At 45.7% G+C, this 26,116-nt stretch carries 14 protein-coding genes; 5 read left to right on the top strand and 9 right to left on the bottom strand.

Going from position 1 to position 26,116, the window contains the following annotated elements; genetic code table 11:
* Positions 1–149 precede the first annotated feature (149 nt).
* The 6 genes from EO132_RS12330 to EO132_RS12305 all read right to left on the bottom strand — a co-directional run bounded on the left by EO132_RS12330 (position 150) and on the right by EO132_RS12305 (position 9,488).
* On the bottom strand, positions 150–1,385 hold the full coding sequence (locus tag EO132_RS12330; protein ID WP_164732341.1) for a YdcF family protein: 1,236 nt from the start codon (positions 1,383–1,385) through the stop codon (positions 150–152).
* A 63-nt stretch (positions 1,386–1,448) separates the two neighbouring features.
* Positions 1,449–3,125: a RagB/SusD family nutrient uptake outer membrane protein gene (locus tag EO132_RS12325; RefSeq protein WP_127138146.1), complete on the bottom strand. Its 1,677-nt coding sequence runs from the start codon at positions 3,123–3,125 to the stop codon at positions 1,449–1,451.
* A 7-nt stretch (positions 3,126–3,132) separates the two neighbouring features.
* Entirely contained in the window at positions 3,133–6,498 is a 3,366-nt protein-coding gene (locus EO132_RS12320) for a SusC/RagA family TonB-linked outer membrane protein (protein WP_127138145.1), read from the bottom strand.
* A 99-nt stretch (positions 6,499–6,597) separates the two neighbouring features.
* The gene (locus EO132_RS12315) at positions 6,598–7,191 is read right to left on the bottom strand and encodes an RNA polymerase sigma-70 factor (protein WP_235856450.1); all 594 of its coding nucleotides are present in this window, start codon (positions 7,189–7,191) and stop codon (positions 6,598–6,600) included.
* Entirely contained in the window at positions 7,181–8,164 is a 984-nt protein-coding gene (locus tag EO132_RS12310) for a FecR family protein (protein ID WP_127138144.1), read from the bottom strand. The genes EO132_RS12315 and EO132_RS12310 overlap by 11 nt, the downstream gene beginning before the upstream one ends.
* A gap of 430 nt (positions 8,165–8,594) precedes the next feature.
* Positions 8,595–9,488, bottom strand: a complete 894-nt coding sequence (locus EO132_RS12305; RefSeq protein ID WP_127138143.1) for a 3-keto-disaccharide hydrolase — start codon at positions 9,486–9,488, stop codon at positions 8,595–8,597.
* Between the two features lie 379 nt (positions 9,489–9,867).
* Between EO132_RS12305 and galK the strand changes: the two genes are divergently transcribed.
* Complete coding sequence (gene galK, locus EO132_RS12300) at positions 9,868–11,022, top strand: galactokinase (RefSeq protein ID WP_127138142.1); 1,155 nt, start codon at positions 9,868–9,870, stop codon at positions 11,020–11,022.
* Between the two features lie 64 nt (positions 11,023–11,086).
* Here galK and EO132_RS12295 read toward each other — a convergent pair whose 3' ends face one another.
* The 3 genes from EO132_RS12295 to EO132_RS12285 form a co-directional block, all read right to left on the bottom strand.
* A complete protein-coding gene (locus tag EO132_RS12295; RefSeq protein ID WP_127138141.1) occupies positions 11,087–14,419 on the bottom strand; it encodes a VCBS repeat-containing protein in 3,333 nt (1,110 codons plus the stop codon).
* Positions 14,420–14,538: 119 nt separating this feature from the next.
* Positions 14,539–16,416 carry a RagB/SusD family nutrient uptake outer membrane protein gene (locus tag EO132_RS12290; RefSeq protein ID WP_127138140.1) on the bottom strand — a complete coding sequence of 626 codons (1,878 nt, stop codon included), beginning with the start codon at positions 16,414–16,416 and terminating at the stop codon, positions 14,539–14,541.
* A 10-nt stretch (positions 16,417–16,426) separates the two neighbouring features.
* On the bottom strand, positions 16,427–19,648 hold the full coding sequence (locus tag EO132_RS12285; RefSeq protein ID WP_127138139.1) for a SusC/RagA family TonB-linked outer membrane protein: 3,222 nt from the start codon (positions 19,646–19,648) through the stop codon (positions 16,427–16,429).
* 289 nt (positions 19,649–19,937) lie between these two features.
* Here EO132_RS12285 and EO132_RS12280 point away from each other — a divergent pair, with 289 nt between their 5' ends.
* From EO132_RS12280 to EO132_RS12265, 4 genes are read left to right on the top strand one after another with little or no spacing between them, the layout of a single operon-like run.
* Positions 19,938–20,954, top strand: coding sequence for a GntR family transcriptional regulator (locus EO132_RS12280; protein WP_127138138.1), 1,017 nt, complete (start codon positions 19,938–19,940; stop codon positions 20,952–20,954).
* A gap of 9 nt (positions 20,955–20,963) precedes the next feature.
* Positions 20,964–24,182, top strand: a complete 3,219-nt coding sequence (locus EO132_RS12275) for a glycoside hydrolase family 2 TIM barrel-domain containing protein (protein WP_127138137.1) — start codon at positions 20,964–20,966, stop codon at positions 24,180–24,182.
* A gap of 26 nt (positions 24,183–24,208) precedes the next feature.
* Positions 24,209–25,141, top strand: coding sequence for a hydroxypyruvate isomerase family protein (locus EO132_RS12270; RefSeq protein ID WP_127138173.1), 933 nt, complete (start codon positions 24,209–24,211; stop codon positions 25,139–25,141).
* Between the two features lie 17 nt (positions 25,142–25,158).
* Entirely contained in the window at positions 25,159–26,115 is a 957-nt protein-coding gene (locus EO132_RS12265; RefSeq protein ID WP_127138136.1) for a formylglycine-generating enzyme family protein, read from the top strand.
* Position 26,116: the final 1 nt, after the last annotated feature.

Genomic DNA, 26,116 nt, shown 5'->3' with positions numbered 1-26,116 from the left:
GCGATTCCATACAGTGTGGTACCTGAGCAACAACATAGATTAAAAAAAGGCGCAGCTTAAATATACCTGATCGCTGCGCCAATTTCCAATTAAACAAACTAAACTAACTACTGTTTTATACCAATCGTAGCCAATATGATTTACCAGTGTTATGGGTCCAAAGGCTGGTAGGGATTTTGATGCTGGGAAACCGGTCTCCCCTTGAATTCCAAAGTCGATGGCGACAGCCTATTGTGGCATTGCATGGGCTGGTACCCGAGTTCATCGGCACATCGTTGCTTAAAAGTCTCACTTTCCACATAAGTGCTATGTGATGGATTGGTAACCACCAAGCTCTTCTTCTCCAAAGGAATCCCATAGTCCATCATCAGACGTGTGGCATTTCGCATATTGGTCGTGGTATGCCTTGCATAGGGCTCTATTATGATGCGTTCCTCAGGCACACCATATTCCTCCATCAGTTCCTTTTTCATTTCCACGGCCTCACAATAAGGTGTCATATAAGGATGTACATGACCGCCCGATACGATGATAAACGGTGCTTTTTTGGCTCGATATTCCTTCATGGCCAACTGTAGGTTTATCTTTCCGGCAATGGAGAGCCTGTCCCTATAGTTTTCGGGACCGCCTCCCAACACCAAGATGGAAGCGTAGTCATAAGCTTCAAAATCAATGGTCTTGATAGCCTGTTTTGCTTTGGCATTCTCATTTTCTTCCAAAGGATCGTAGCGCACGGCCTCGTCCTTATGATTGGCATACAACAGTGATAGAGCCATCTTGAGACTGGGACCGTAGAACACCTCCGTATCAATGTCTTGAACGACTTGCCACCGTAACACGGAAACCGCATATTGATAGCGTCTTGATTTCACATCAAAGGATACCGAATCAATCTTTGGGTACAATGTTTTTTTTCCTGTGCCATATACTTCCAGTACAGTATCCAGTCCCTTAGCACATAGTTCCCAGGCTTTGGACAGGAATTCATCATCGGGATACTTTTCAAAATCAGCATAGTTATTGGATTTTCTCAGCTGTTGTATCAATCCCGTGAACGCTGGATTTGTCTTGGACATCCTTGCCAGACGTTTTCCGATGGATGCTATCGCTTTTTCATTCAACAGGAAAGGGGCCATGACCTCTTCCAAATCCATGTTCTCCGCTTGCAGTCCACTGTTTTGAAACTTATTCAAATACGACTTCAATTCAGTTTCTTCCCTTAAAAGGTGCAACACGGTGGTGTCCTTGGCAAAGGCCGTGAACAGATGATAGTTTTTATCCTGTAAGCGCTGAAGACTTTGGTTGGGGTGTAATGTCTTTTGAGCATGTACCGTGCCTGCGATTGCATGGGTAAGTACATACAGAAAAAGAAGTGTTTTTTTCATGTTCATATGATAAAAAGGGTAGCCCCACATGGAAGCTACCCTTGTTGTTATATCAATTATATATCAATATCCATCGTTCTGGGTCACAAGTCCTTCTTCCACGCTATCGATATACTCTTGTGGAATGGGCCAGTACTCGTTTTTTCCTTCAGTAAAGGCCGCATTGGTCAAGTGGCTCCTTCTGGTTTTTTCAACCTCTAGGTAATCGTCGATAACCTCTTTGGCAATGCCCCATCGCACCAGGTTAAAGAAGCGGTGTCCTTCCATGGCCAACTCCAATCGTGTCTCCAATCGAACCAGTTCCATGGCCTCTTGGGGATCTGTCCAAGGCCCCTCATAAGTGGCGATGTTATAATTGGCTGCATCGGCCGAACCATCAAGGGTCTGCACATACTGTGAGTTTGCGGCACGTTCCCTGATTTGGTTCACTAAACCACGGGCCTCTTCCAAGTTACCCAACTCCACAGCAGCTTCCGCTCTCCACAACAATACTTCCGCATAGCGGATGATGTAATAGTTCAACGCATCCACATAGGGCCAAATGGTAACATGGTACGGGGAATTGGCGGACAGGATTCTCTTTTTGGGACCAAAGGGTCCGTAAGTGGCCAAATCCCTCGCCCAATTGGCTTCGTAAATGATATCCAAATCCTTATATGGAATTCCCGGACGACCGATGGTAATATCCAACCTTGGGTCCACATTGTCCGTTTCGGTAACATCCACATTGTCCTGTACGGGAAGACCGTCAGCATTCGTTTTAAAGGCATTGACCAAGTTCTGTGATGGACGGTGGAAACCGTACTGGGAATAGTAAGGCCCACCAGGTGCGGTCAAACGGTCGCCGATGCTCCCATTGTAGTTATCCGCTTGGCCATCATTTACTGAGTACTGAACCGCAAAGATCACTTCCGGACCGTTGTCGTTCTCTGGCAAAAAGACGGATTGGAAATCATCCATCAAATCATAGTTTCCTCCCATGACCAAAGTGGTAGCATCAAATGCATCCTGCCATTTTTCCTGGAACAAGTAGGTCTTGGCCAAATAGGCCATGGCCGCAAGTCGAGTTGGTCGACCTTGTTCTTCCTGTGTTGCAGGAAGAACATCATAGGCCGCTTGAAAATCGCTCTCAATCCTGCTCCACAGTTCCTCAGAGGTAAACTCGGTATTGGAACGCGCATAATCGTTCACGGTTTCGGCAGCATCATCGATGTACGGGATTTGATTGTAGATTTTCTTCAGCTCAAAATAATAATGTCCCCTAAGAAACCTCAGCTCCGCATTGCGCTGTGTCTTGAGGTCAGCATCAAAATCTTCGGAAAGGGACAAAAGTTTCATGGCCTCATTGGTTCGTTTTACGCCTTCATAGAGTGCCATCCATTTACGTTCCACATCGTAGGTTGTGGGTGTGGTGTTGTAAAGCTCCATCTGGTGAATCTGGTTCTGGTCACCGGTACCTCCCCCACCTTTATAGCAGTCATCAGATACCACATCACCAAAACTCCAGTTGGATGCGGGTGAATTGTAGGCATTACTGGCTCCATCTATTTGACCATTGAGCACACTGTATGCTGAAATTATGGCTTTTTCCACATTGTCGGCCCGTGTCATTTCCTCGGGGGATACTTCCCCGTAGGTCACCTCTTCCAGGTAGTCATCGGAACAGGATCCCACTAGGGTAAGTATTGTGGCCGATCCCATCAAGAATAGTTTTGAACTTATTTTAGCTATATTTTTCATGCTTTTTTTAAAGTTTAAGGTTACATCCAATTACAAAGGTCCTGCTAGGGGGATAGAGTCCCCTATCGATCCCGATATCCAGGTTTCGGTTGCTTCCGGAATAGTTCTGCAATCCCACTTGAGGGTTCATACCGCTATAGTCGGTGATGGTAAACAGGTTACTGGCCTGTGCATAGACCCTTAGACTGACACCTCCTAGCAATTCCGGTTCAAAATTGTACCCCAATTGCATATTGGTCAATCGGACGTAGGAACCGTTCTCCACATAATATGAGGATGGTCTGATGTTGTTGTTGGGATCATCAAGGGACAAACGCGGAATGCTGGACCCTGTATTGGTTTCTGACCATGCATTCAAGAGTACATCTTCCTTATTGTATGCCGCCTGATTGAAAAAGTGGTTTTTGTACTTCGTGAAGTTATAGGTGTCATTCCCGAAACTTCCGTTGAAAAACAATCCCAGGTCAAAATTCTTATAGTTGAACTGTAGGTTAAGCCCCACCATAAGGTCAGGGTGCGGGGAACCGATAAAGGTTCTATCATCGGCATCCACGTCTCCATCCCCATCCACATCCTTGAACCTGATATCGCCCGGGCTGGCGTTGGGCTGCAATCCATAGCTATCAATTTCTGCTTGGCTTTGGAAGAGTCCCTCTGCCACGTGTCCATAAAAAGAGGCTATGGGCTGCCCCACGGCACTTCTGGAAATCTCTTGGTCAAAGTTGACACTGTGCAACGATGAGCTTGGTATGCCCAAGTAATCCGAGGTATTCAATTCGGTGAGTTCATTTTTGGAACCTGTCAGGTTCAATCCGATTTGATACCCCAGCTCTCCTACTTGATCTACGTAGTTGATATCCAATTCAAAACCGGTGTTCTTCATTTTACCGTCGTTTACCCATTGTCCATCATTGGTACCTCCATAGGTCAAGGGCACGGTATTGTACACCAAGATATCATCTGTCTTTTTGATATAGTAGTCCGCGCTAATGTTCAAACGGTCCTGCAACAATCCCAAATCCATACCGAAGGAGGTTTGGGTCGTGGTCTCCCATTTCAAGTCCGCATTGGGGATTCGGGACTGTGTAAGTCCGATGTAAACGGATTCCTGCGCCCCATCGATAGCGTAATTGGAGTTGGCGTTGTTGTTTCTGTAACTGTCCACAGTAGCGTAATTGGAAATCTGTTGGTTACCTGTCTGTCCCCAGCTTCCGCGCAATAAAAGTGATGAGACCGCGCCATCAGGATTGAAGAAGTCCTCCCTATCCATACGCCATCCCAAAGAGAAGGCTGGGAAAGTACCCCAACGATTGTCCTTGTTGAACCTTGAACTACCATCACGTCTCAGCGTAGCGGTTACCAAATACCGTTCATCAAAGTTATAGTTCAATCGTCCAAAGTACGAGTTCAAAGACCATCCTGAAGCATTGCCCGAATTAAGCATGTTCTCCGTACCAAAGCCCAAGTATCTGAAGTTCTCGTCCTCGTACAAAAATTCACTCACCGATGCATTGAAGCCTTCGGCATAATATTCAATGGCTTCCTGTCCCACCAAAACATCAACATTGTGATCACCGAACCTTTTTTTATAGTTTAGCGTATTGGTAAAGGAAAACTGATAATTAAAGTCATTTGAGGTAGACAATGAATTGGTCAGATTAGTGGCAAGAATCTCATCGTAGGTCGGCGAAAAACTTCTGATGTTGTAATTCTGGTAATCCAGACCGAAAGAGGTCTTGAAGGTAAAGTCTGAAATGTAAAGATTGGCATACACATTGCCTAAGGCCTGAATCCTCTTTTGCTTGTTGTCCTTACCTCTGTACAATCTACCCAAAGGGTTTCCGGTGTCATTGATGGGGTTGCCTGCGTACTCACCGTTTATGTCCTTTACCGGAACAATGGAAGGGAACTGCATGGCATCCAAAACAACACTCCCCAATGCCCTATTGGTCTGAACGGATACTTGCTCCTTATAGTTTGCCGTGAAGTTCTCACCAATGGTTAAAAAGTCTCCAATATTATAGGAGGAATTGAAACGGGCCGAATATCTTTCAAACCCAGTGAACTTAATAAGTCCCTCTTGTTTGAAATACCCAAGGGAGAACATATGCTGTCCTTTGGAGTTTCCTTTGGAAAGGGAAAGATTGTAGGACTGTACGGCCGCGGTCTGCATGATTTCGTCAACCCAATCCACATCGGCACTTGGAATGGTCTGGTCGGCATCCAACCATTGTGGTACCACAGGTTGCGCTCCATCCCCATAAATATCATGGGATGGCGTACCCCCATCATTAATGGTCGCCTGCCATAATAGATCGCCATACTCTTGGGCATTGAGCATCGTGGGTAGATTATAGCTCGACTGCAGCCCCGCATAACTATCAAAGGAAACCGTATAGCCACCCTCGGTATCCGAACCTTTCTTTGTGGTTATGATGACCACACCATTGGCCGCCCTTGAACCGTAAATGGAAGCTGAAGCGGCATCCTTCAATACCTGGATTGTTTCAATGTCGGTGGGATTGACCCCATTGAGTCCATTGGATGCGGGAACCCCATCGATGATCACCAAGGGATCGTTACTGTTGATGGTACTGAATCCCCTTACACGTATGGAAGTACCACCTCCAGGGGAATTATCGCTCATGACCTGTACGCCGGGCAAACGGCCATCCAGCATTTCCACGACATTGGCCTTGGGTTGGGTATTGATGTCTTCCGGGGCTATGGATGAAATGGAACCTGTAATGTTCTTTCTTGATTCGGTGCCATACCCAACGACCACGATTTCCTCCAATTGGGAAGCACTTTCCAAAAGGGTCACCGTCACGTTATCCGTCCCAGCTATGTTCACATCTTGCCGCTTATAACCGATATAGGTTACGGACAACACCGTGAAATTGGATGGGATGTCCAGGCTGAAGTTTCCGTCAAAATCGGAAACAGCACCATAATCGGTACCTTCCACAAAGACATTGGCCCCGGGAATGGGGTTGCCGCCCTCATCGATGACTGATCCGGAAATGGTTCGTTGTTCTTGGATGAACTTTACCAAAATGCCTTGTTCGGTTACCCTGAAGTCAACATTGGCCATGTTCTTTAGCGAATCCAGTACTGTATCCAGATTCTCCTTGTTGACATCCAAGCTGATACGCTGCTGTAGGTATTCATTGTTTGCCGCGTAGATGAATCGTTTTCCCGTTTGTTTTTCAATAAGTTCAAAAACCTTTTCCAGGGAAACACTTTTGAGGTTCAGGTTGATGACTTCAAAATTCTGGGAGTTTACCATCATTGTGGTTGTGATGGGAACTTCCCCACCCCTTACCAGTAGGGGCAAGCACAGCAATAGTGCTAAAAAGTTTACTTTTTTCATTTGTTAAAGCGTAGTTTAATTATTGGTTCTCAGTTGTTTTTTTAAAAATTTCACATCATTTCAGTAGAGGGGTCTTTTCATACAGTATCGTTTGTAGGGTTAATATTGTCTGTTCTTTACCACCATGTTCCTAATGGTTTTAAGGGCAATGGCCATATGGTTCTCAACCGTTTTGATGGACACCCCAAGGATTTCCGATATCTCTTTGTACTTGAGTTCGTCCAGCCTGCTCATTTCAAATATTTGACGGGATCTTTTAGGTATGCACTCCAACACTTCCTTGATTCTTTGGGCATACAATTCTCGCTGCTCTTGATCGATGATATCCTGTTCCACACTGGGACTGGACAATTGCTGATCCTCCAGGTTCTGATCCAAGGATTGGTTGATTCCTCGATGCGCCACTGTTTCCAGCATTTTGTTCTTTACCACCACAAAGAGATAGGGCCTTGGATTTCTAACCTCCACGATTCGCTCTTTGGAATCCCATAACTGGATAAACACATCGGAAACCTTTTCCTCCACAATGTCCAGATTGGGTTCAAAGGTCAACCCAAAACGGCACAGGCTTTCGTAATAGCGTTCAAAGACGGCTTCCAAGGCACCTTTGTCCCTCTTCTTGATCCGTTGGAACAATTCCAGATCGCTCATCCGATCAAATTCTTTATGCGCTTTGAAAGTTTTAGTCTTCATGGTTGGGGGTTATTGAAAATTCACGGGGAGACAAAGGGACTATTTTCACATCCGCAATGAACTCCATGGTCTCGATAAAGCGATCCAGATCCTGGTCTTCGAAAGCGCCACTGATTTTTTTATTGGCCGTCAAACTATCGGCAATGACAAATTCCGTCCCATAAAATTGGTTGATCGGGCCCAGGGCCTCTCTCAGCGTCAGATTGTCCAACAAAAGGATATTGTCCTTCCAGGCCGTGGTCTTGGAAACATCAAAATTTCGTTTGACCACCTCACCTGTGGCAATGTTCCACACCAATTCCTCTTTGGGATCCAACCGTATTCTATCTCCTGAATCCTTTAAGGTGACCTGTACCTCGCCACTTTCCAGAGAAACCGCTTTTTTGTCCCCTCTTTCATTGATATTGAACTTGGTACCCAGCACCTGTACGGTAAATCCATCAGACTTGACCCGAAAGGGGCGCCCCTCATCCTTTTTGATATCGAAATAGGCTTCGCCACTGATCCAGACCTCTCGATCTTCCTCGGAAAATGTTTCTGGGTATTTGAGTTCTGAACCGGAATTTACCGTTACCTGAGAACCATCCGGTAAGTTTACTTGGGTACGCTCCCCTTCTGCCGTGATGATATGGTTGGTATACCGTGAATCACTGCTGGGATAGCCCATATATAGGAAAAGCCCCACCAATAATACGGCAGCTATTGGAAGCAACAGTTTATAGCTGTCCTTAAAGAAGTTCGGTTTTTCTTTTTCCGCTGATACTCCCTTGAAAATGCGTTTTGCATTTTTCTCTTTTTGTAAGGGCAGTGAAGGGCTGGGATAGCAATCCCATATCCGTTTATAGTCCTCGTGTTTTTCTCGAAGACTATCTTCGAGCATCAGGCTTATTTCGAACATGGACCGCTCCTGGTCCGTATCCAAATTGCCCGACAGCTTTCGTGCACATTTGATATCCTCTTTGGATATTTTCATATGGTGTTCTTTACCTGTAGGAGGGCCAAAAGGTAGAATTACCCCTAGATCGGAATGTGACCAAAATGCAAAAAGTGAATTAAGTAAAAGTTAACCGAATCAGGCCGTCCCCTAGATCCGCAATGTTATCTTTCTGATTCAGTGCGTCTATGGTTATGAAACATGGCATTGAAAAGGTAATGGAGTAAGTTTTCCAGTTCAAAAAAAGTACTTCCGTCGCAGTGGTCTTCTCTTGGTTTTTAGGATTACTGCCCACCTAGAAACAACTCAATAACCGTTTCTATTTTCAATGAATCCAGTGGCATGTCTTTCAATTCACCAAGAATGAAGCCATTACATGCTGGGATTGGGTGGAGTCATCTATTTTTGTAACAGTCCATAATGAATTGGATTTCATCACTTATTTCATCCTTGATGGATAGGGCATCACTCAATAAATACATTCCGAGTTGTCGGATTTCACATAATACGATTTATAATTTTTGGCTTTTTTGTCAGTACAGCCACACAAATCCAATACTTCTATGGATTTGAAATCGATGGGGGCTGTCTCGGCCTGAATTGAAATATAACCTTCCTTTATGGGTTTGCCCTCTTCATATGCGCTATCAAGATACCCCTCGACCATACCCCCACCAATGGTTGGCTTACTGTATTCCATCACTACTTTGTCGTCCAGGATATGCTGCATCAAGGAATCGCCCAGAACCAAAGCCTCAATGGTTACCCAACCATTACCATGATAGGTCTTTGAAGTGGATGTGACGCAATGGTCCATGATCAATGAATCCTTGATGACCACATTGGTCCCCGGGGTACAGAGGTTCCCATTGGTCCGCTCATGTTCTCCATCGCCCCCGAGCAATTGCATTTCCAAGGAAATGGGAAAATCCTGATCAATCCCCATGGTCTTTGGGTCTTGACTATGAAGCATCAGACCATTGTTCCGGATGGCCCATGCTGGTCCACCGGTCATTTGCTTCCCAACAAAACGGTAGGTTGCTTTCAACCTGTAATGGGAAAACTTCTTTTTATGGAACAAATGGCCAAAGCCACCGTTGAAGCTGTCCTTCTCCTGGTACCTTACACTCAAAAGACTGTCCTGGAACACAAAGGAAGCATTGTGGTTTTCCCCTAAGGGATAGCCCGTGAACTTAGGGGTCCAGTCCTGGTAATTGGATCCATCAAAAAGTGAAATCCATTCTTCCCTATACGGGTCATTCCCCTTAGGGGCACAATTTGAGAAGAAAATAAGGCCCATGATCAAAGGGATACATATCAATGGTTTGACAAAAGTAGAGGTATGGATTGTTGTTGGTTTCATAATAAGGTTAGTTTGTTTTTTGAATTTTCCCGTCCACAGCTATGCAGATGGAACACCAATGCCCAATTTATCCTTTATTTTTTATTCAAAGGAGATTCTCACAACTCTTTTTGGTGTCATTTTTGGATACAGGTGTATTCAATTTTACAAAAAAGGTCAAACCTTATTATATATTGGAAGTTTTGTTGGTTATTTACTGATAAAAAAGTAAGTATTTTGTAATTTTGCCTATACTTATACAAGATTTCCCACAAACCTTTTAACAAGATGTAATACAGTTGGTTACAGGGAAATTTTAAGCTCACTTTCGCTGAACTCCTTTTGTTGGTTCAAATCAAAAAAGAAAAGTGGTCAAAGTGACTTTTTTATTTATACTATTTTGATACAAAGACAAATACTTTCAAATCGACTTAAATCCGACGTAACAGTCACATCTCCAGGAAGAATCAACATGATAGGTGAGCATACCGATTACAACGGCGGTTATGTACTTCCTGCCGCCATTGACAAGACCATTACTTTGAAACTGGGAAAGAACGATTCCGAAAAAAGCTGTAAGGTATATAGTATGGAATATGCCGATATGTTTGAATTTGAATTGGACTGCATCGAACGGACCCATACCGGATGGAAAAACTATGTTCTCGGGGTTCTTCATGAAATGTTGCAGCGTACCGGTAAGCTAAGGGGTTTTGACTGTACCATAGAAAGCCACATCCCCATTGGATCGGGAATGAGTTCCTCGGCCGCACTTGAATGTGGGCTTGCTTTTGGATTGAACGAATTGTTCGACCTCGGTCTGAGCAAATGGGAGATCATCAAACTCTCCCAAAAAGCGGAACATGATTTCGTGGGTACCAAATGTGGTATCATGGACCAATTTGCATCGGTCATGGGAAAGATGAACCATGTGATGTTATTGGATTGCATGACCTTGGATTTTGATTATATCCCAATGGATCTGGCCCCTTACAGGATCTTGTTGTTGAACACCAACGTAGCCCATAATTTGGCGTCCAGCGAATACAATGACCGTAGGGCCCAATGCGAGAAAGGTCTGGCCATCCTCCAGGAACACTTTGGACGGGACATCAGTTTGAGGGACGTTACTCCATCGATGCTAGTTCAGTGTAAGGAAACCATGGGCAAGACCATTTATAATAGGTGCCGTTATGTAATCGAAGAGAACTCAAGAGTACTTCGAGCGGTCAAGGCCTTAAAGGAAAAGGACATTGTACAATTCGGTAGTTTATTGTACGAAACACATCTGGGGTTAAGCCAAAAATATGAGGTGAGTTGTCCAGAACTTGATTTTTTGGTCGATTTTTCAAAAGAAAGAAAGGAAGTGCTCGGGGCACGAATGATGGGGGGAGGATTTGGCGGTTGTACCCTCAACATCATACATGAGGATGCCATAACGGATTTTACCGAAGATATTGGCAAAGCCTACGAAAGTACATTTTCCAGAAAGCTCGATTACTATCAAACCTTGCCCAGTAAAGGCACAGTGGCCTTGAAGGACAAGACTGATTGATAAGTCGGAGCCAAGCTATTATCCTATCGCTCTTAAAAGGCTGGCTTAGTGTTCCAATGGGAGGCTATCGGTTCAATTTATAAGCTTTGACTTCTTTCCCTGAGATACCCATCAACAACTGTTTACCCATTTGGACGGTACTTCTGACATCCCCTTTGATCTGCAGACCGGACAAGGATTGTGGAACATAGGTAAAGTTCCCTTGACCATCCCCTGTAAGAAGCATTCCATAATTGGCATCGAACTTTCCCAAACGGAGCTTAAAAAACTGATTGTTTCCCAACAGTAAGGCATCGAGATGACCATCTTGATCAAAATCATCCACCACGGTTATATACACACAGGAGTATTGGACCTGCTCCGGTAAATCGACCACAGTGTATCCGCCATCAGGGGAACTCAATACCAAAGAGGTCCGCATATGATCAGCGGTCAGTATCTTGGCCTCTTCCAACTCTTCCGGTTCGAAGATATCCTCCATGGTGGCATCGGCAAAACTCTCATAAGTGGTAAATTTAGAGCGCAGATAGGCCAACTGCCCCAAAAGTTCGTTTCTGGTAACATACGGATATTTCTTTCCTTGGATGTAAAAGTTGAGGATGGGATCCACTGAGCCATTTCGATCAAAATCGGCATAGTACAGTTCTGCGGGTTCCTTAATGGAGGCTTTGAGCTGTGAATTCGTTCCAAGGTTGCCCACGATGAAATCGGGCCTACCATCCTCGTTGAAATCGCCCATATCAATGGAATTCCACAATCCTCTGTATGTCTTTTCCAAAAATGATGTTGTTTCGTTCTTCAGCACACCCGACCTATTCATGAAAAACATGATGGGCATCCACTCCCCGACCACAACCAAATCCTCGATCTCATCACGATTCAGGTCCACCCAAATAGCATCTGATACCATGCCCACTGCTTGAAGTTCCGGGGCCAGTCTCTGTGTGGCATCCACAAAATGTCCAGCACCGTCATTTTCCAAGATATAGCTTCTTGGGGTTTCCGGGTATCTTCCGGGCACTACCCTGCCCCCCACGAAAACATCCAGGTCCCCATCACCATCGATATCGGAGACCTCAACAGTTTCGCCATTAGCGTACATTTGGGGCAGACCATCGGCACTTTTGAAAAAATCCCCCTTACCATTGCCCAAGTACAAGCGGTCCTGCAACAAGGGGTCAGCGGCTTGGAAATCATGGTATCCCCCACTGGCCACATACATATCCAGGTGACCATCACGGTTAGCATCAAACACTTGAACAGCACTGTCATGATAGGCAGCATCTTGGGAAAGGGCAGGTACGGAACGTTCCTTGAATTCACCATTGCGCTGTTGTAAATACAAGCGCCCTTTTTCCCCTTTGGCACCTCCTGCGAAAAGATCCTCGATGGAGTCGTTGTTGAAATCCCCCTTGACCATGCACGGGACATTATGGGAAAATTGCGAGACAAGCAATGATTGGCGCTTAAAGTCATTGATGGTCGATGGTTCGTCAACATGATCCACTGGAGCGTCCATCTCACTGAAAAGGGTTGTTGGACTGGAAAGATCCCCACTGCTTTTACGGGCATTCCCTTCATTGAGAACCATCAATTCGTCCACAGGGACTTGAGCTATCGTTTCCTTCTTCCCCCTGTTCCAATGTACCACTATGGAATCAATGGTCTGGTTCTGACCCAATCCAAAATGCAGGACCGGGGAAACGGTGGACAAATATCCTCTGGTGGGCATTTGGAACAAGGTTTGTTTCGAATCACTTTGGTGTACCGTCACCTTGGCTCCTATCCCTTGGGTATTTCCCTGCTCTCCCTCCAGTTTTACCTGTAAGAAATGGGCGTTCTTCCGCTGTACATCGTTTCGGTAGATGGAAGCGGGCTTATTGATGTTGTTGATCACCAGGTCCAAATCCCCGTCATTGTCCAGATCGGCATAGGCGGCCCCATTGCTATTGGCAGGTTCGTCCAACCCATATTGTTCGGTACTGTTGGTATAGCTGTTCTTCCCTGTATGGGTAAAGAGGTAATTACTGAGTTTGGAGGAAGGCATTTCCTTGATAAGCTCCAATACATCCTTGCGCTCAAACCGTCCTTTTGATTTTATTTGACTGTCCATGTAATCTATGAAGTCCAAATTGGTGTAATCGCGTAAATATCCATTGGTCACAAAGAGGTCTTTCCAACCATCATTGTCGTAATCGGCCCAAAGGGCCGCCCAACTCCAATCGGTATTGGATATCCCCGCCAATTGGCCAATTTCACTAAAGCTTCCATTACCGTTGTTCACCTGCAACATATTGCGCATATATTGGTAGTGGAAACCACTGCGAACGTTCAGGTCGAATTTGTCATAATTATCAGGGGAGAGCAATAACTTCTGTCTGCGGTTGTCCTCGGGTAACATATCCAGGGTAAAAATGTCCTGAAGGCCATCATTGTTGATATCCGCTATATCATTGCCCATGGAAAAATGACTGGTATGCCCCAACTGTTGCCTTAGTTCATTGACAAAGGTCCCATCTTTTTGATTGATATAGAGATAATCCGGTACAGCATAATCATTGGAAACATAAAAGTCCGACCAACCATCATTATTGAAATCCCCAATGCCGATTCCCAGACCATAGGTCAGAGCGGAACCACTGATACCTGCCTTGACGGTTATATCCTCAAAACGCCCTTTGTCCTGACGGTACAACCTGATGCCCTGCAAGGGATCATCGATTTCCAGAAACTTTTTGGTATTGGCCACGTTGAGTACCGGCAAGGATTTCGGGTTGTGGTTGAGCAGGACCATATCAAGGTCTCCATCACGGTCATAATCGAAAAAATAACCTTGATTGCTGAATGCACTGCTGTCCAATCCGTATGTTTCGGCCCGTTCCTCAAAGACAGGTGTCCCATCGGGATTGTTCCCCATGTTGATGAACAATTGGTTGGTTCTTTTTTCGGGGGGCAATGCACCGGAATAACAGAGATACAAGTCCATACGGCCATCACCATTGACATCGGCGGCCGTAATACCGGTTTTCCAAGGCCCTGTTCTTCCCCCTACCTTAGCCTCCTGGGTTATGTCCTTGAATTTCATACCACCCAGATTAAGGTAGCATTTGTTCTCCCCCACATTGGAGCTAAAGTACAAATCCATCAATCCATCATTGTTGAGGTCAGCTGTTGCCACGCCACCTCCATTATATAGGTATTCGTACATCAAAACATTCAGGTTTGGGCCTTCCTCAATGGTATTTTGGAAATATACCCCTGAAGTACTCGGGGAAATGGATTGGAAGAGCTTGGGGCCTTCTTCTGTCTTTGATGCCGTGGCATCTTTCCCTGCCTTTTCGTTACAGCCGACAAAAAGGAGGATGAGCAACAATAAACATAGTGGACAATACCTCATTGGATTTGTTTTTGTAAAGAAGTCCTTAAAAAAAAGAGTCCTACCAATCGGGGGCAGGACTCGATAAAAATTAAAACTAACAAACTATAACCGATCGAACAAATTCAAAAACCATATAATCAATATCCAGGGTTTTGAACCAATAGTTCATTACGGTTTATTTCGTCCCTGCTAATGGGCATAAAGTACATTTTATCTTCCCAAGTACGGGTTTCGTTCTCTGTATTGTCCACCACATTGTATGTGTAATCGTAGACTTCGGGATCATATCGATAGGGCACATGTGGTGTGGCCCCTGTTTTCAAGGTGGCCGTTACCTTAATGACCTTAATACCCCTACCGAGGGTTTCTGGAGCTATCAACCATCTACGGGCATCAAAATAACGATGCTCCTCGTAGGCAAGCTCTATTCTACGTTCGTTTCGGTAGAGTTCCACAAGTTCACTGCCGGTTGCCGATATGGCTGGCATTCCCGCCCTATACCTTATCCTGTTCAACCATAGGAGCGCTTCTGCCTCATCATCGGTTTCCAAACAGGCCTCCACATAGTTCAATGCGATCTCCGTATAACGGATAAAGGGCCATGGCACCAATTGGGCATTTGATATATTATCGGGCAAAGATGGATCTGGGTCTATAAACTTCCTTACATAATAACCTGACCTTGAGCCATTCCAATTCTCGATGGACGAACTTCTGGTGTCGACTCCTGGAATCGTTCCTCCAGATCCATCATCGTATGTTCCGGTCTGAATCTGATCGTAAGGATCTATGGAAACCACATCACTTGGTCGAGGCTTCCAATCTGCACCATCATAAAGTATAGTGGCATAGAATCTTGGGTCACGATCGGTGTATGGTGCCGAAGCGTGGTCTGGGTTGTCCCAGTCAAATTTGGAACCATCCATCATTTCATAGTCATCCACCAACTGTTGGATCGGGGTATTGCCCGCCCAGTTGTGGTACCCATTGGGACCATTGTTGATTCCTTGGTGTATCCCTCCCAGTGGCCAATCGTTTTCCACCGTGTACAGTGCACTGTGGGTCCGTTCGAAAAGTATATCGGAATGGGCAGCTGCATCTGCGGCCCCACTTCCTCCACCCATGGAGAGGGCTATATAATTCGCCTCTCCTTCTTCGGGGCTCACAGGTGTTGTCAAATCCAATTTATAGCCTGTTGTAGCATCCAACAATGCTTTTGAGGCCGTTTTTGCGGCATTCCATCTGGAAGTTCTGTCACCTGCGGTGTAGGCTACCAATCCTAGATCGGAATAACTCCCGTGCGCGGAAGATTGGGATGATACTGTAGGACCATCTCTTAGGTCACTGGCAGCATAGAGCAATACCCTTGACTTCAAGCCCATTGCACTGAGGTTCGATGCCCTCCCGGGGGTCTCTCCCTTACCTTCCAACAATGTAATTGCCTGATCGAGATCACTTATGATGAAGTTGATGCATTCTTCATAAGTGCTACGTGCCACCGAATAATCATCATCCAGTCCGTAAGGTTGGTCTATGATCGGGGCACCTCCATAGAACCTAACCACTTGGTGGTAATAATAGGCCCTGAGAAAGTAGGATTCCCCCAACAATCTATCCCTTAAATCCCCATTGTCAAAAGTTGCCTCTGGGAGTTCCGCTATGGCGATGTTCGCTTGTCTGATAGCTGAAAAGAGCTCGTCCCATTGTGGGATAATGTTCGTATTTCCCGTTCCTGTTGGAGAGAGTGTTCCTTCTGTGATCACGTTGATACCCCTTCCCGAATGGGTGAACATGGCCTCATCCGTCAAGGAGGCAAGGCCTTCTTCCTCAAATCCCCCGTAATTCAGATGGGAATATACTCCATAGACAAATGCCTCCGAAAGTGCTCCATCCGCCCAGGTCGCATCCGAGGATACCTTATCCAAAGGTTTGGTCTCCAGATAATCTTCCGAACAGGATATGGGTACAATGGCCATTACAGCCATCAATAGAATATAATGTTTGATATTTTTCATAACAATTAAATTAAAATTTTACTGTAAATCCAGTGTTTATAACCCTAGCTTGTGGATAAAACTGCCCACTGTTCACCGTGGATTCCGGGTCATAAATATCATTTTTCGCCCATGTAAGCACATTATTGGCACTTACATATATGCTAAAGCCTGAAAGTCCAAATGGAGCCAGTAGCTTGTCTGGGAAATTATAGGCCAATTGTATGTTCTTGAGCCTAATGTAATCCTTACTGAAGAGATAGTACGTATTGTTTCCATAACTTCCTCCTGTATAGTAAGTATCCCCTCTTGTCGCCAATCGTGGGTGGACACTACTTGGGTTGTTTATGCTCCAGCGGTTATCATAGGAATACTGTAAATAATTACCGATGTCACCGGATTCTGTCTGAATCGGAAGTGAAGCGCCCGTGGCCCCTTGAAAAAGCACTGCCAATTTAAAGTTCTTGTATTCTGCGTTGAAGGTGGCACCAAAGTTGAATTTGGGCACAATGTTCTCCTCCAATCTTACCTGATCATCGCCATTGATGATCCCATTTCCATCGATATCCTTGAATTTCATATCACCCGGTCTTAGATTGGGTGTTACCTCACTATAGTCCAAAGTGTTGGAAGCTATATCCGCCTCATCCCTGAACACACCATCGTATTCATAGACAAAATAGGCTCCGATAGGTTTACCCTCTTGGCGTTGATATTCCGGGGCTCCTGGAATCTCATCCATAAAGACCACTTCATTCTTGGCATAGCCACCATTGATTCCCACGTCCCATTTGATGCCATCTTCATGACCTCCATAGTAGTTCACGGCAAATTCAAAACCTTTGTTGGCCACTTCCCCTGCGTTCACTGGGGGAAGTTTATCGGATATACCGGATGAACCTGGTGTGGAACCCGTTTCGCGAATCAGGATTTGATCCCTCTTATTATAGAAATATTCCAAACTAACGCTCAAGGAATTATCAAAAAGATAGGTGTCCAAACCTGCATTGAAGTTATTGGCCCGCTCCCAAGTAAAGTTGGGGTTGGCCAGCAATGCCTCTTCCAGAGTGTTCGCCACCGCCCCGTTTATGGGGAACTGATTTGGCGAATAGGTTGACAAATACGCGTATTCCTGCAACGATCCATCAAAGAACACTTGGTCGTTACCCATTTGTCCATAGGATCCTCTCAACTTAAGATAATTAATCGCTTCGACATTAAACCAATCCTCATTGGAAACGTTCCAACCCACCAAGAATCCTGGGAAGAAACCGAACCTGTCATCACCTGGAAAAATATAGGATCCATCATACCTCCATATGAATTCGGCCAGATACTTTTGCTTGTAATCATACTGGACACGGCCATAATAGCCCAAACGGGTTCTATTGAAAGCCCTACCATCAACCTCCTGACCATCGGAACCTCCAAAGAAAAGTTGGTCGATCGAAGAGGAAATGAAATTTCTACTAAAAGCTGAAAAGAATTCATTTTGAAAACGCTCGCGTGTCACGCCGGCCATTACATTGACGGAATGAACATCATTGAAAACACGGTCATAGTTGAGCAAGGCCGTCAGGTTGGTATTGAGGTTATTGGCCGATGACTGTGTCAATCGTGGATCGGTAAAACTAGATCGTACGTTTGCTGTAAGTATGGGCTCCCCCGTATTGATATAGGTTTCCCTATCCAAGGAATACAATTCCCATGGTACTTGCCAAAGTTTCCTTCTTATCTGGCTTTGGTCGATTCCTGCCAATAATGTCAGCTTCAAGCCCTCTACCCATGGCTGTGTGATATCCACCGAGCCAGTAAACTGCAGGTAATCGGTAGGCTGGCTATCATAGCCAGTGGCATTGGTGGTAATAACCACTGGTTGCTGTCCGTTTTCGATATCGGGACCCGGTTCTCCCGTAGGCCAAATAGCGGGGTCTGTCGGACGTCCCCTCATCAACATACGGAAAATGGCACCTGACCCTTCCGTGGGGTAACGCCGATCTTCCTTACGGTAGGCAAAACCCAATTTTGTCTGAATGTAATCTGTTACCTTGATATCGGAATTAATCCTGAAATTGTACTGTTGGTAACGAGTGGATGAGTTCTTATAGTAAGCATCCTGATCAAAATAACCAATGGAAGAAAAGTACTTTACATTCTCTCCCCCTCCCCTTATGGAAAGGTTGTGCCTACTTTGCATGGACCAATCCTTGAATGTTGAATCAAACCAATCTGTATTGGGGTATAGCCAAGGGTCGGAAGCCTGGGCATAGCCCTGTACCGCCTGTGGGGAAAATGATGCGTTCACGGTCTCGTCAGTTGAAGGAATGGTATAACTGCCCGAATTACCAAATGCATTCCAAGCGTCCCCCCATTCCCCAACTGGGATATTACTATTGAAAATAGTGACCTCGTTCATAATGTTGGCATACTCCACAGCACCGGCCATATCAGGCACCTTGGTGGGTTGGGACATACCAAAATCGGCGGTATAGGTCACTTCAGGCTTACCTGCCCTACCTTGTTTTGTCGTAACGATTATGGCTCCATTGGCCGCCCTTGCACCATAAATGGCCGCGGAAGCATCCTTAAGCACCGAGATATTTTCGATATCGTTTCCATTCAATCGTCCAATTCCCCCATCACGATCGGGAATTCCGTCGATCACGATCAAGGGACTGCTGTTCCCCAAGGTATTGGTACCCCTGATACTTATACTGGCGGCATCGCTTCCCGGCTCGCCGCTTGTCTGGATCACCACCAGTCCGGGCAATCGCCCAGAAAGTGAATTGGACACACTGATTGTTGGCGAGGTTTCCAGTACCTCACCTTTAACAGCTGCGACCGCTCCCGTTACCGTTGCTTTTTTCTGGGTACCGTACCCTACGACCACAACTTCATCCAAAGAAGCCAAATCCTCCTGCATCTCCAGGTTCAAGGTGGTTTGGTTGTTCACGGCCACCACTACGGGTTTAAATCCTATAGAGCTAAATCTCAAGGAGGTGGAACCCTGGATTCCAGAAATCGTGTAATTCCCATCAAAATCCGTTATGGTACCCTTTGTTGAGTCGTTCATGTCAACAATCGTGACACCTGGCAGGGGTTGGCCATCCGAAGTGGCCGTTACCGTTCCAGTTACAGTGATACCTTGTGCCTGGGCAGTTGAGAATAATACAACTGCAAAAAACAGGACAAAGGCCAAGAAGATGCGAGGTTTACCCACATACCCCCTGTTCAATGACAAATGGTTGTTCATAAAATGAGTGTTAGTTATTAGTTATGCGCTTATACAAGTAGCCCATTGGCACATAAATCCAGAAAAATTTAAAAAATCTATGATACTCTGTGCTACTGTTGCTAAATTAGTGTTAAATTTGGAATATCAAAAAATTTGTAAGTGTTTTTTTGACAATTCAGTAATTTAGACCAGTTGTCGTTGCGTATTTATCATATGGTAAAAAAGAGCGAGGGCACTATTGCGGGGGAACGGGGTATTTACAAAGTATCTCACACAGTGGACACCCAAATTAAATAGTGATCAAAACATGTTATTGATAAATAGGATTTTGGAGTTACAGGACAGTCATTTACTGTCCAAACATGAGATATTGGTGCAAAGCGTGATAGAGGGCATCGGCGAGGGGGACCTTCTTATCGGGGACAAGCTGCCATCGATCAACAAAATGGTCCATGACGTGGGATATGCCCGAAAGACCATAGTAAGAGCCTACGAAGAGCTGAAGGACAGGGGACTAGTGGAGTCAAAGAACAAGCAAGGTTACTTTGTCATCAGCCAAGAAACCGGGGTCGTACTCAGGGTGGCACTGTTGTTGTTCGCCTTTCAAAGTTTCCAAGAGGATTTCTACAACACCCTGAGAAAGGAGCTTGGAAAAAATTTTCAAGTCGATGTGTTCTTCCACCACAACAACATCTCCATGTTCGAGACCATGATCACCAACATCAGGGGCAAATATGGAATGTATGTGGTAGCCCCGATACAGGACGACTCGATAAAGCCACTATTACAGACCATAGCTCCCAACAAATTGCTATTGGTGGACCGGTATCTCGATCTGGGACCGGAATATTCGTTCATTGCACAGGAGTTTGAAAATGCCACATACAACGCCCTTGAAAGCCTATTGCCCGAGATAAGGCAATATGGGAGAACGGTGCTCTTCTTCGATTCCAAAAACGATTACTCCCCATTGGGCATAAGGAACGCCTATGAAAGGTTTCTGGAAGACCATGGGATGGAAGGCACTATCGAAGAGCAATACACCTCGGAAACACTCGAAAAAAACACCCTTTATTTTATCAAGAACGATTCAATCCTTTGGAAATTCCTGAAGGACTGCTCCAAAGGACATTGCGTGTTGGGAAAGGACATCGGTATCCTGTCCTATGATGACAATGTTCTAAAGGAAATAATCATGGGGGGCATTACCACCATATCCACGGATTTCAAGGAAATGGGCAAAATGGCCGCAAAATATGTCATGGACGGACATGGCGTAAGATCCATTATGCCAACCAACCTAATCAGACGTAATTCCCTCTAATACAAAAAAATGAACAAGCTCAACGGAAAGATGATGAACAAACTGACAATCATATTAATTACCTTGCTGCCCAACTGCATCCTCATCGGTCAGGACAAGATGCCTGAATGGGAAAACCCAGCAATCATTTCAATCAATACGGAGGAACCCCATGCTTCCTTTTATCATTACAACAGCAACTCATTGGAGACCCGACAGGAGGCACTTCCCAATTACAAATCCCTGAATGGGGTCTGGAAATTTCATTGGTCGGCCAAACCCTCGGATAGACCAAAGGGTTTTTATACCGAGGACCATAATGTATCGGATTGGGACGATATCCAAGTTCCTTCCGACTGGCAAATGAAGGGGTATGGATACCCCATTTACACCAATATCGAGTACCCTTTCCCAAAAAACGCACCATTTATCCCCCATGACAATAACCCGGTAGGGAGCTATAAGAGAAAGTTCAACATAGACAAGGATTGGGACGGTAAGCAGGTCCTCATCCATTTTGGAGGTGTCAATTCGGCATTTTACCTATGGATCAACGGACAGAGGGTGGGGTATAGCGAAGGTTCCAAGACACCAGCCGAATTCAATGTCACACCCTATATCAGACATGGGGAAAACGACATTGCCGTGGAGGTCTACCGTTGGTGCGACGGTTCGTATTTGGAGGATCAGGATTTCTGGCGACTGAGCGGTATTGAACGGGACATTACCCTCTATGCCACCAATCCCCTGGGATTTCAGAATATCATCTCCCGAGCCACCTTGGACCATGAGACCTATGCCAAGGGAGAGCTTGAAATCGAAGCTTGGGTAAATACCACTGAGAAATCGACGGATTTAACCCTAGAGGCCACATTACTTGATGGAGTTAGGGAAATCGCCACCTTTGAAAAGACATTTAACACAAGCAAAGGCAGCGTGGATACACTGATCCTGAAAAAAGCAAATCTCGGCATTACCCCATGGTCCTCGGAAAACCCAAAACTGTACCAGCTTGAAATCCGGCTCAAGGACCCTAGCGGCCATCAGTTGGACGGGACCCTATTGAACATTGGTTTCCGTACCAGTGAGATAAAAAACGGACAATTACTGGTCAATGGCCAGCCCATCCTGCTCAAGGGGGTAAATAGACATGAACACGACCCCATCAATGGGCATGTCGTGAGCAAGGAGTCCATGATAAAGGACATCGAAAATTTTAAAAAATACAACATCAATGCCGTCCGTACCTCACATTATCCCAATGACCCACTGTGGTACCAATTATGTGATAAATACGGCATCTATGTCATAGATGAAGCGAACATCGAATCACATGGCTACGGCTATAACAAAGGGGAAACCTTGGCGCAAGACCCACAGTTTGAGAAAATGCACCTGAACCGCATCCAACGAATGGTAAAACGGGACATCAACCACCCCTCCATCATCATATGGTCCATGGGCAATGAAGCCGGGAGCGGAAACAGTTTTGTGACCTCCTACAATTGGGTACATGAATTCGACCCCAATCGACCGGTACACTATGAAAGGGCGGGAAGGGCCAATGACAGCATTCATTACCAAGGAAGGATTACCGACATCATCAGCTGGATGTACCATGACCAAAACGATCTGGATAAAAGGTATTTTGAACTGGATGACCAAAGGCCTTTGGATGAGCAGCGTCCCTTCATCTGGTGTGAATATGGCCATGCCATGGGAAACAGTACGGGAAACTTCAAGGATTATTGGGACTGGGTCCGAAGTCGACCAAGGGCCCAAGGTGGCTTTATTTGGGATTGGATGGACCAAGGTTTGGAACAGATAACACCGGATGGGGAAAAGTACTATGCGTATGGCGGGGATTTTGAACCCAAGGAAGTCCATACCGATGAGAACTTCTGTGCCAATGGACTCATGGCATCCGACATGACCCCACATCCCGGTCTTTTTGAAGTGAAAAAGGTCTATCAGAACATAGGGTTTGCCCAACTTGATGGCGATACCTACGAAATCTTCAACGAGCACTTTTTCACATCGACCGCAACCTATGACTTCAAGGCTGTTTTGATTGAAAATGGGATTGAAGTAGCCTCCAAGATACTTGCCCTTTCCCCTATCGGTCCACAACAAAAACACAGGACATCCATAGACTTTGATTACGATATGGACCCTGGAAAAGAATATTACCTCAATGTGTTGGGCGTCCTGAACCAAGACACCCCTTTGTTGGACAAAGGCGAAGTCCTGGCCTCGGAACAGTTTAAACTACAGGATGGTAGCGTAAGGTTCCATGCCCTCAATGAACCACATAAAATAAAAAGTACCATGAAACAAGGATCTTACACTCTATCTGTTGGGGATTACAGGTATGAATTCAGCGATAGGGGATTTGGCCTGGATGCCATAAAAAAGGAGGGCACAAACCTATTGCTCGAACCGGCAAAAATGACCTTTTGGCGGGCTCCCACGGACAATGATTTCGGTGCGTGGAACTCTTGGGATGCCCCCAAGGATGTGGATTACTTCAGCTATAGAAATGCCGCGGACAAAAAGGAACTCGTCTCATTAGACCATAAAAAAAACAAAGATGGATCCCATACCCTGACCTACCAGTTCCACTACGATGAGCTTCAGGCAACAAACACCATTACATATACCGTCGGCACAAGTGGTGGCCTGACGGTGTCGAGCAGATTGACGGCCGAACATCCTGAAAACCATAAATACATGCCCCGCTATGGAATGATCTTCGTGTTGGACGGCCAATACCAAAATACAGTGTATTACGGCAGGGGACCATGGGAAAATTACACCGATCGAAAAACAGCTTCATTTGTGGGGCTATACAAATCCAAGGTTTCGGATTTTTACGTGCCCTATATAAGGCCCCAGGAAAACGGAAATAGGACCGACGTCCGCCATGTATCGTTTACCAATGAATTGGGGAATGGCCTGAAATTCGTTGCAAAAAACGCCCCCTTTTCCTTTTCGGCACATCACAACCCGATGTCCGATTTTGATTCCGGGACCAATGCCAAGGCTCAACGGCACACCAGTGATATACAACCTAGGGAAGCCATATACCTCCATGTGGATTATGGCCAAACAGGCGTTGGTGGGGATAATAGCTGGAGCATGGACGGATTGGCCAACGACGCCTATAAACTGGATGTTTACAAAGCATCCTTCACTTTTGACATATACCCAAGCCATGTCTTGGAAACCACATCCACAAAACGGGATTGACACAAACAAAACGATAAAAACCAATGATGAAACGAAGACATTTTTTAAAGGACAATTTAATGCTCTCCGGAGCTTTGAGCCTAGGGATACCAAGCGTGTTTGCACACCATACCAATAAGAAAGACCACATGTTCGATTCCCCTCCCACCTTTAACCTCAAGTACGCCCCACACTTGGGGATGTTCAAGGAATCCGCGGGGGAAGACCCCATTGACCAACTCAATTTCATGGCGGATATGGGTTTTACGGCCTTTGAGGACAACAATATGAAGCAACGTCCCGTGGAATTACAGAAAAAGATGGCCGGCACCATGGAAAAAAGAGGTATCTCCATGGGGGTTTTTGTGGCCCATGAAATTTCCTGGGCCAAACCCAATCTTACCAATGGCGATAAGGCGTTGCGTGAAAAATTCCTAAAGGAGATAGAGGAATCCATTGCTGTTGCCAAACGAGTGAACGCCAAATGGATGACCGTGGTGCCAGGCCATGTGGACCTTAGATTGCGCAAAGGGTATCAAACGGCCCATGTGGTGGAATCACTGAAACGCGCAAGTGCACTATTGGAACCCCATGGATTGACGATGGTATTGGAGCCGTTGAACTTCAGGAACCACCCTGGGCTATTCCTTACCGATAGTCCCCAAGCCTATGAAATTTGCAAGGCGGTCGACAGTCCATCCTGTAAAATACTTTTTGACATATACCACCAACAGATCCAGGAAGGCAACCTCATACCAAACATAGATGCCGCTTGGGAAGAGATTGCCTATTTCCAGGTAGGCGACAATCCAGGAAGGAATGAACCCACCACGGGCGAGATAAATTATTTGAATGTATTCAAACATATCCATTCCAAGGGATACCAGGGTATCGTGGGAATGGAACATGGCAATTCCAAAAAGGGCAAAGCAGGCGAGAAAGCTGTAATCGATGCCTACAAAACCAGTGACTCCTTTTGATCTTTAATATGACGAACATGAGAAAAATTGGAATCATCCATGCTCTTTTGGGCACCATCGTGATGGGATATGGGCAAGAAAAGGCATCCGACTATACCCAAGGACTTCCAGGAGTTGATGTTGAACTGGAAATGGTGGCCCTACCCGCTGGTTCATTCCTGATGGGAAGCCCAAGTGATGAGTTGGGAAGAAAAGCCGACGAAGGACCTGTCCGGAACATCGATATGGAAAGGTTTTGGATGTCCAAGTATGAAATAAGCTGGGGCCTGTACAACCTTTTTGTTGAAAGGGCCTTGGACGACATTGAAAATGACAACCGGGCCCAAGAGGTAAATCTGTCGACCGATGCCATATCGGGGGCCACCACCCCCTATGTGGATATGAGCTTGGGCATGGGACGGGACAAAGACTACCCTGCAGTGAACATTACCCAAAGGGCGGCATCCAAATTCTGTGAGTGGCTCTCCGCGGTTACGGGGCATTATTACCGTTTACCGACGGAAGCGGAATGGGAATACGCCGCACGTGCGGGAAGTTCGGGCCCATACCATTTTGGGTCGGAGGTATCACGACTCAAGGACCATGCATGGTTCGACGAAAACAGCGAAGGGACCTACCATAAGGTGGGAATGAAACAACCAAACCCCTGGGGACTTTACGACATCCACGGCAATGTTGCCGAATGGACCTTGGACCAATACCATGAAGATGGGTACAAAGAAGCCAGACTTCCTTTCGAACCTGTGGTACATGAATATCCGATCGCTATCAGGGGTGGTTCCTTCAGGGATGGGCCATTGGAACTGCGAAGTGCCTCTAGACTGGCCTCCAATCCCATCTGGAAAGAAAGGGATCCGCAGTTTCCCAAAAGTAAATGGTGGTTTACCGATGCAGGATTCGTGGGTTTCCGGATCGTTCGCCCAATGACGCCTCCCACACCTGAAAACTATTATGATTATTGGATAAAAGACTAAT

The sequence above is a fragment of the Flagellimonas oceanensis genome (assembly GCF_003992595.1).
GTDB lineage: Bacteria > Bacteroidota > Bacteroidia > Flavobacteriales > Flavobacteriaceae > Flagellimonas > Flagellimonas oceanensis.
This window is presented reverse-complemented; position numbering and strand designations above follow the sequence as displayed.

Excerpts from the sequence above, each read along its gene's own strand:
- EO132_RS12330 (WP_164732341.1), bottom strand. The coding sequence starts at position 1,385 with ATGAAAAAAACACTTCTTTTTCTGTATGTACTTACCCATGCAATCGCA.
- EO132_RS12325 (WP_127138146.1), bottom strand. The coding sequence starts at position 3,125 with ATGAAAAATATAGCTAAAATAAGTTCAAAACTATTCTTGATGGGATCG.
- EO132_RS12320 (WP_127138145.1), bottom strand. The coding sequence starts at position 6,498 with ATGAAAAAAGTAAACTTTTTAGCACTATTGCTGTGCTTGCCCCTACTG.
- EO132_RS12315 (WP_235856450.1), bottom strand. The coding sequence starts at position 7,191 with ATGAAGACTAAAACTTTCAAAGCGCATAAAGAATTTGATCGGATGAGC.
- EO132_RS12310 (WP_127138144.1), bottom strand. The coding sequence starts at position 8,164 with ATGAAAATATCCAAAGAGGATATCAAATGTGCACGAAAGCTGTCGGGC.
- EO132_RS12305 (WP_127138143.1), bottom strand. The coding sequence starts at position 9,488 with ATGAAACCAACAACAATCCATACCTCTACTTTTGTCAAACCATTGATA.
- EO132_RS12295 (WP_127138141.1), bottom strand. The coding sequence starts at position 14,419 with ATGAGGTATTGTCCACTATGTTTATTGTTGCTCATCCTCCTTTTTGTC.
- EO132_RS12290 (WP_127138140.1), bottom strand. The coding sequence starts at position 16,416 with ATGAAAAATATCAAACATTATATTCTATTGATGGCTGTAATGGCCATT.
- EO132_RS12285 (WP_127138139.1), bottom strand. The coding sequence starts at position 19,648 with ATGAACAACCATTTGTCATTGAACAGGGGGTATGTGGGTAAACCTCGC.
- EO132_RS12280 (WP_127138138.1), top strand. The coding sequence starts at position 19,938 with ATGTTATTGATAAATAGGATTTTGGAGTTACAGGACAGTCATTTACTG.
- EO132_RS12275 (WP_127138137.1), top strand. The coding sequence starts at position 20,964 with ATGAACAAGCTCAACGGAAAGATGATGAACAAACTGACAATCATATTA.
- EO132_RS12270 (WP_127138173.1), top strand. The coding sequence starts at position 24,209 with ATGAAACGAAGACATTTTTTAAAGGACAATTTAATGCTCTCCGGAGCT.
- EO132_RS12265 (WP_127138136.1), top strand. The coding sequence starts at position 25,159 with ATGAGAAAAATTGGAATCATCCATGCTCTTTTGGGCACCATCGTGATG.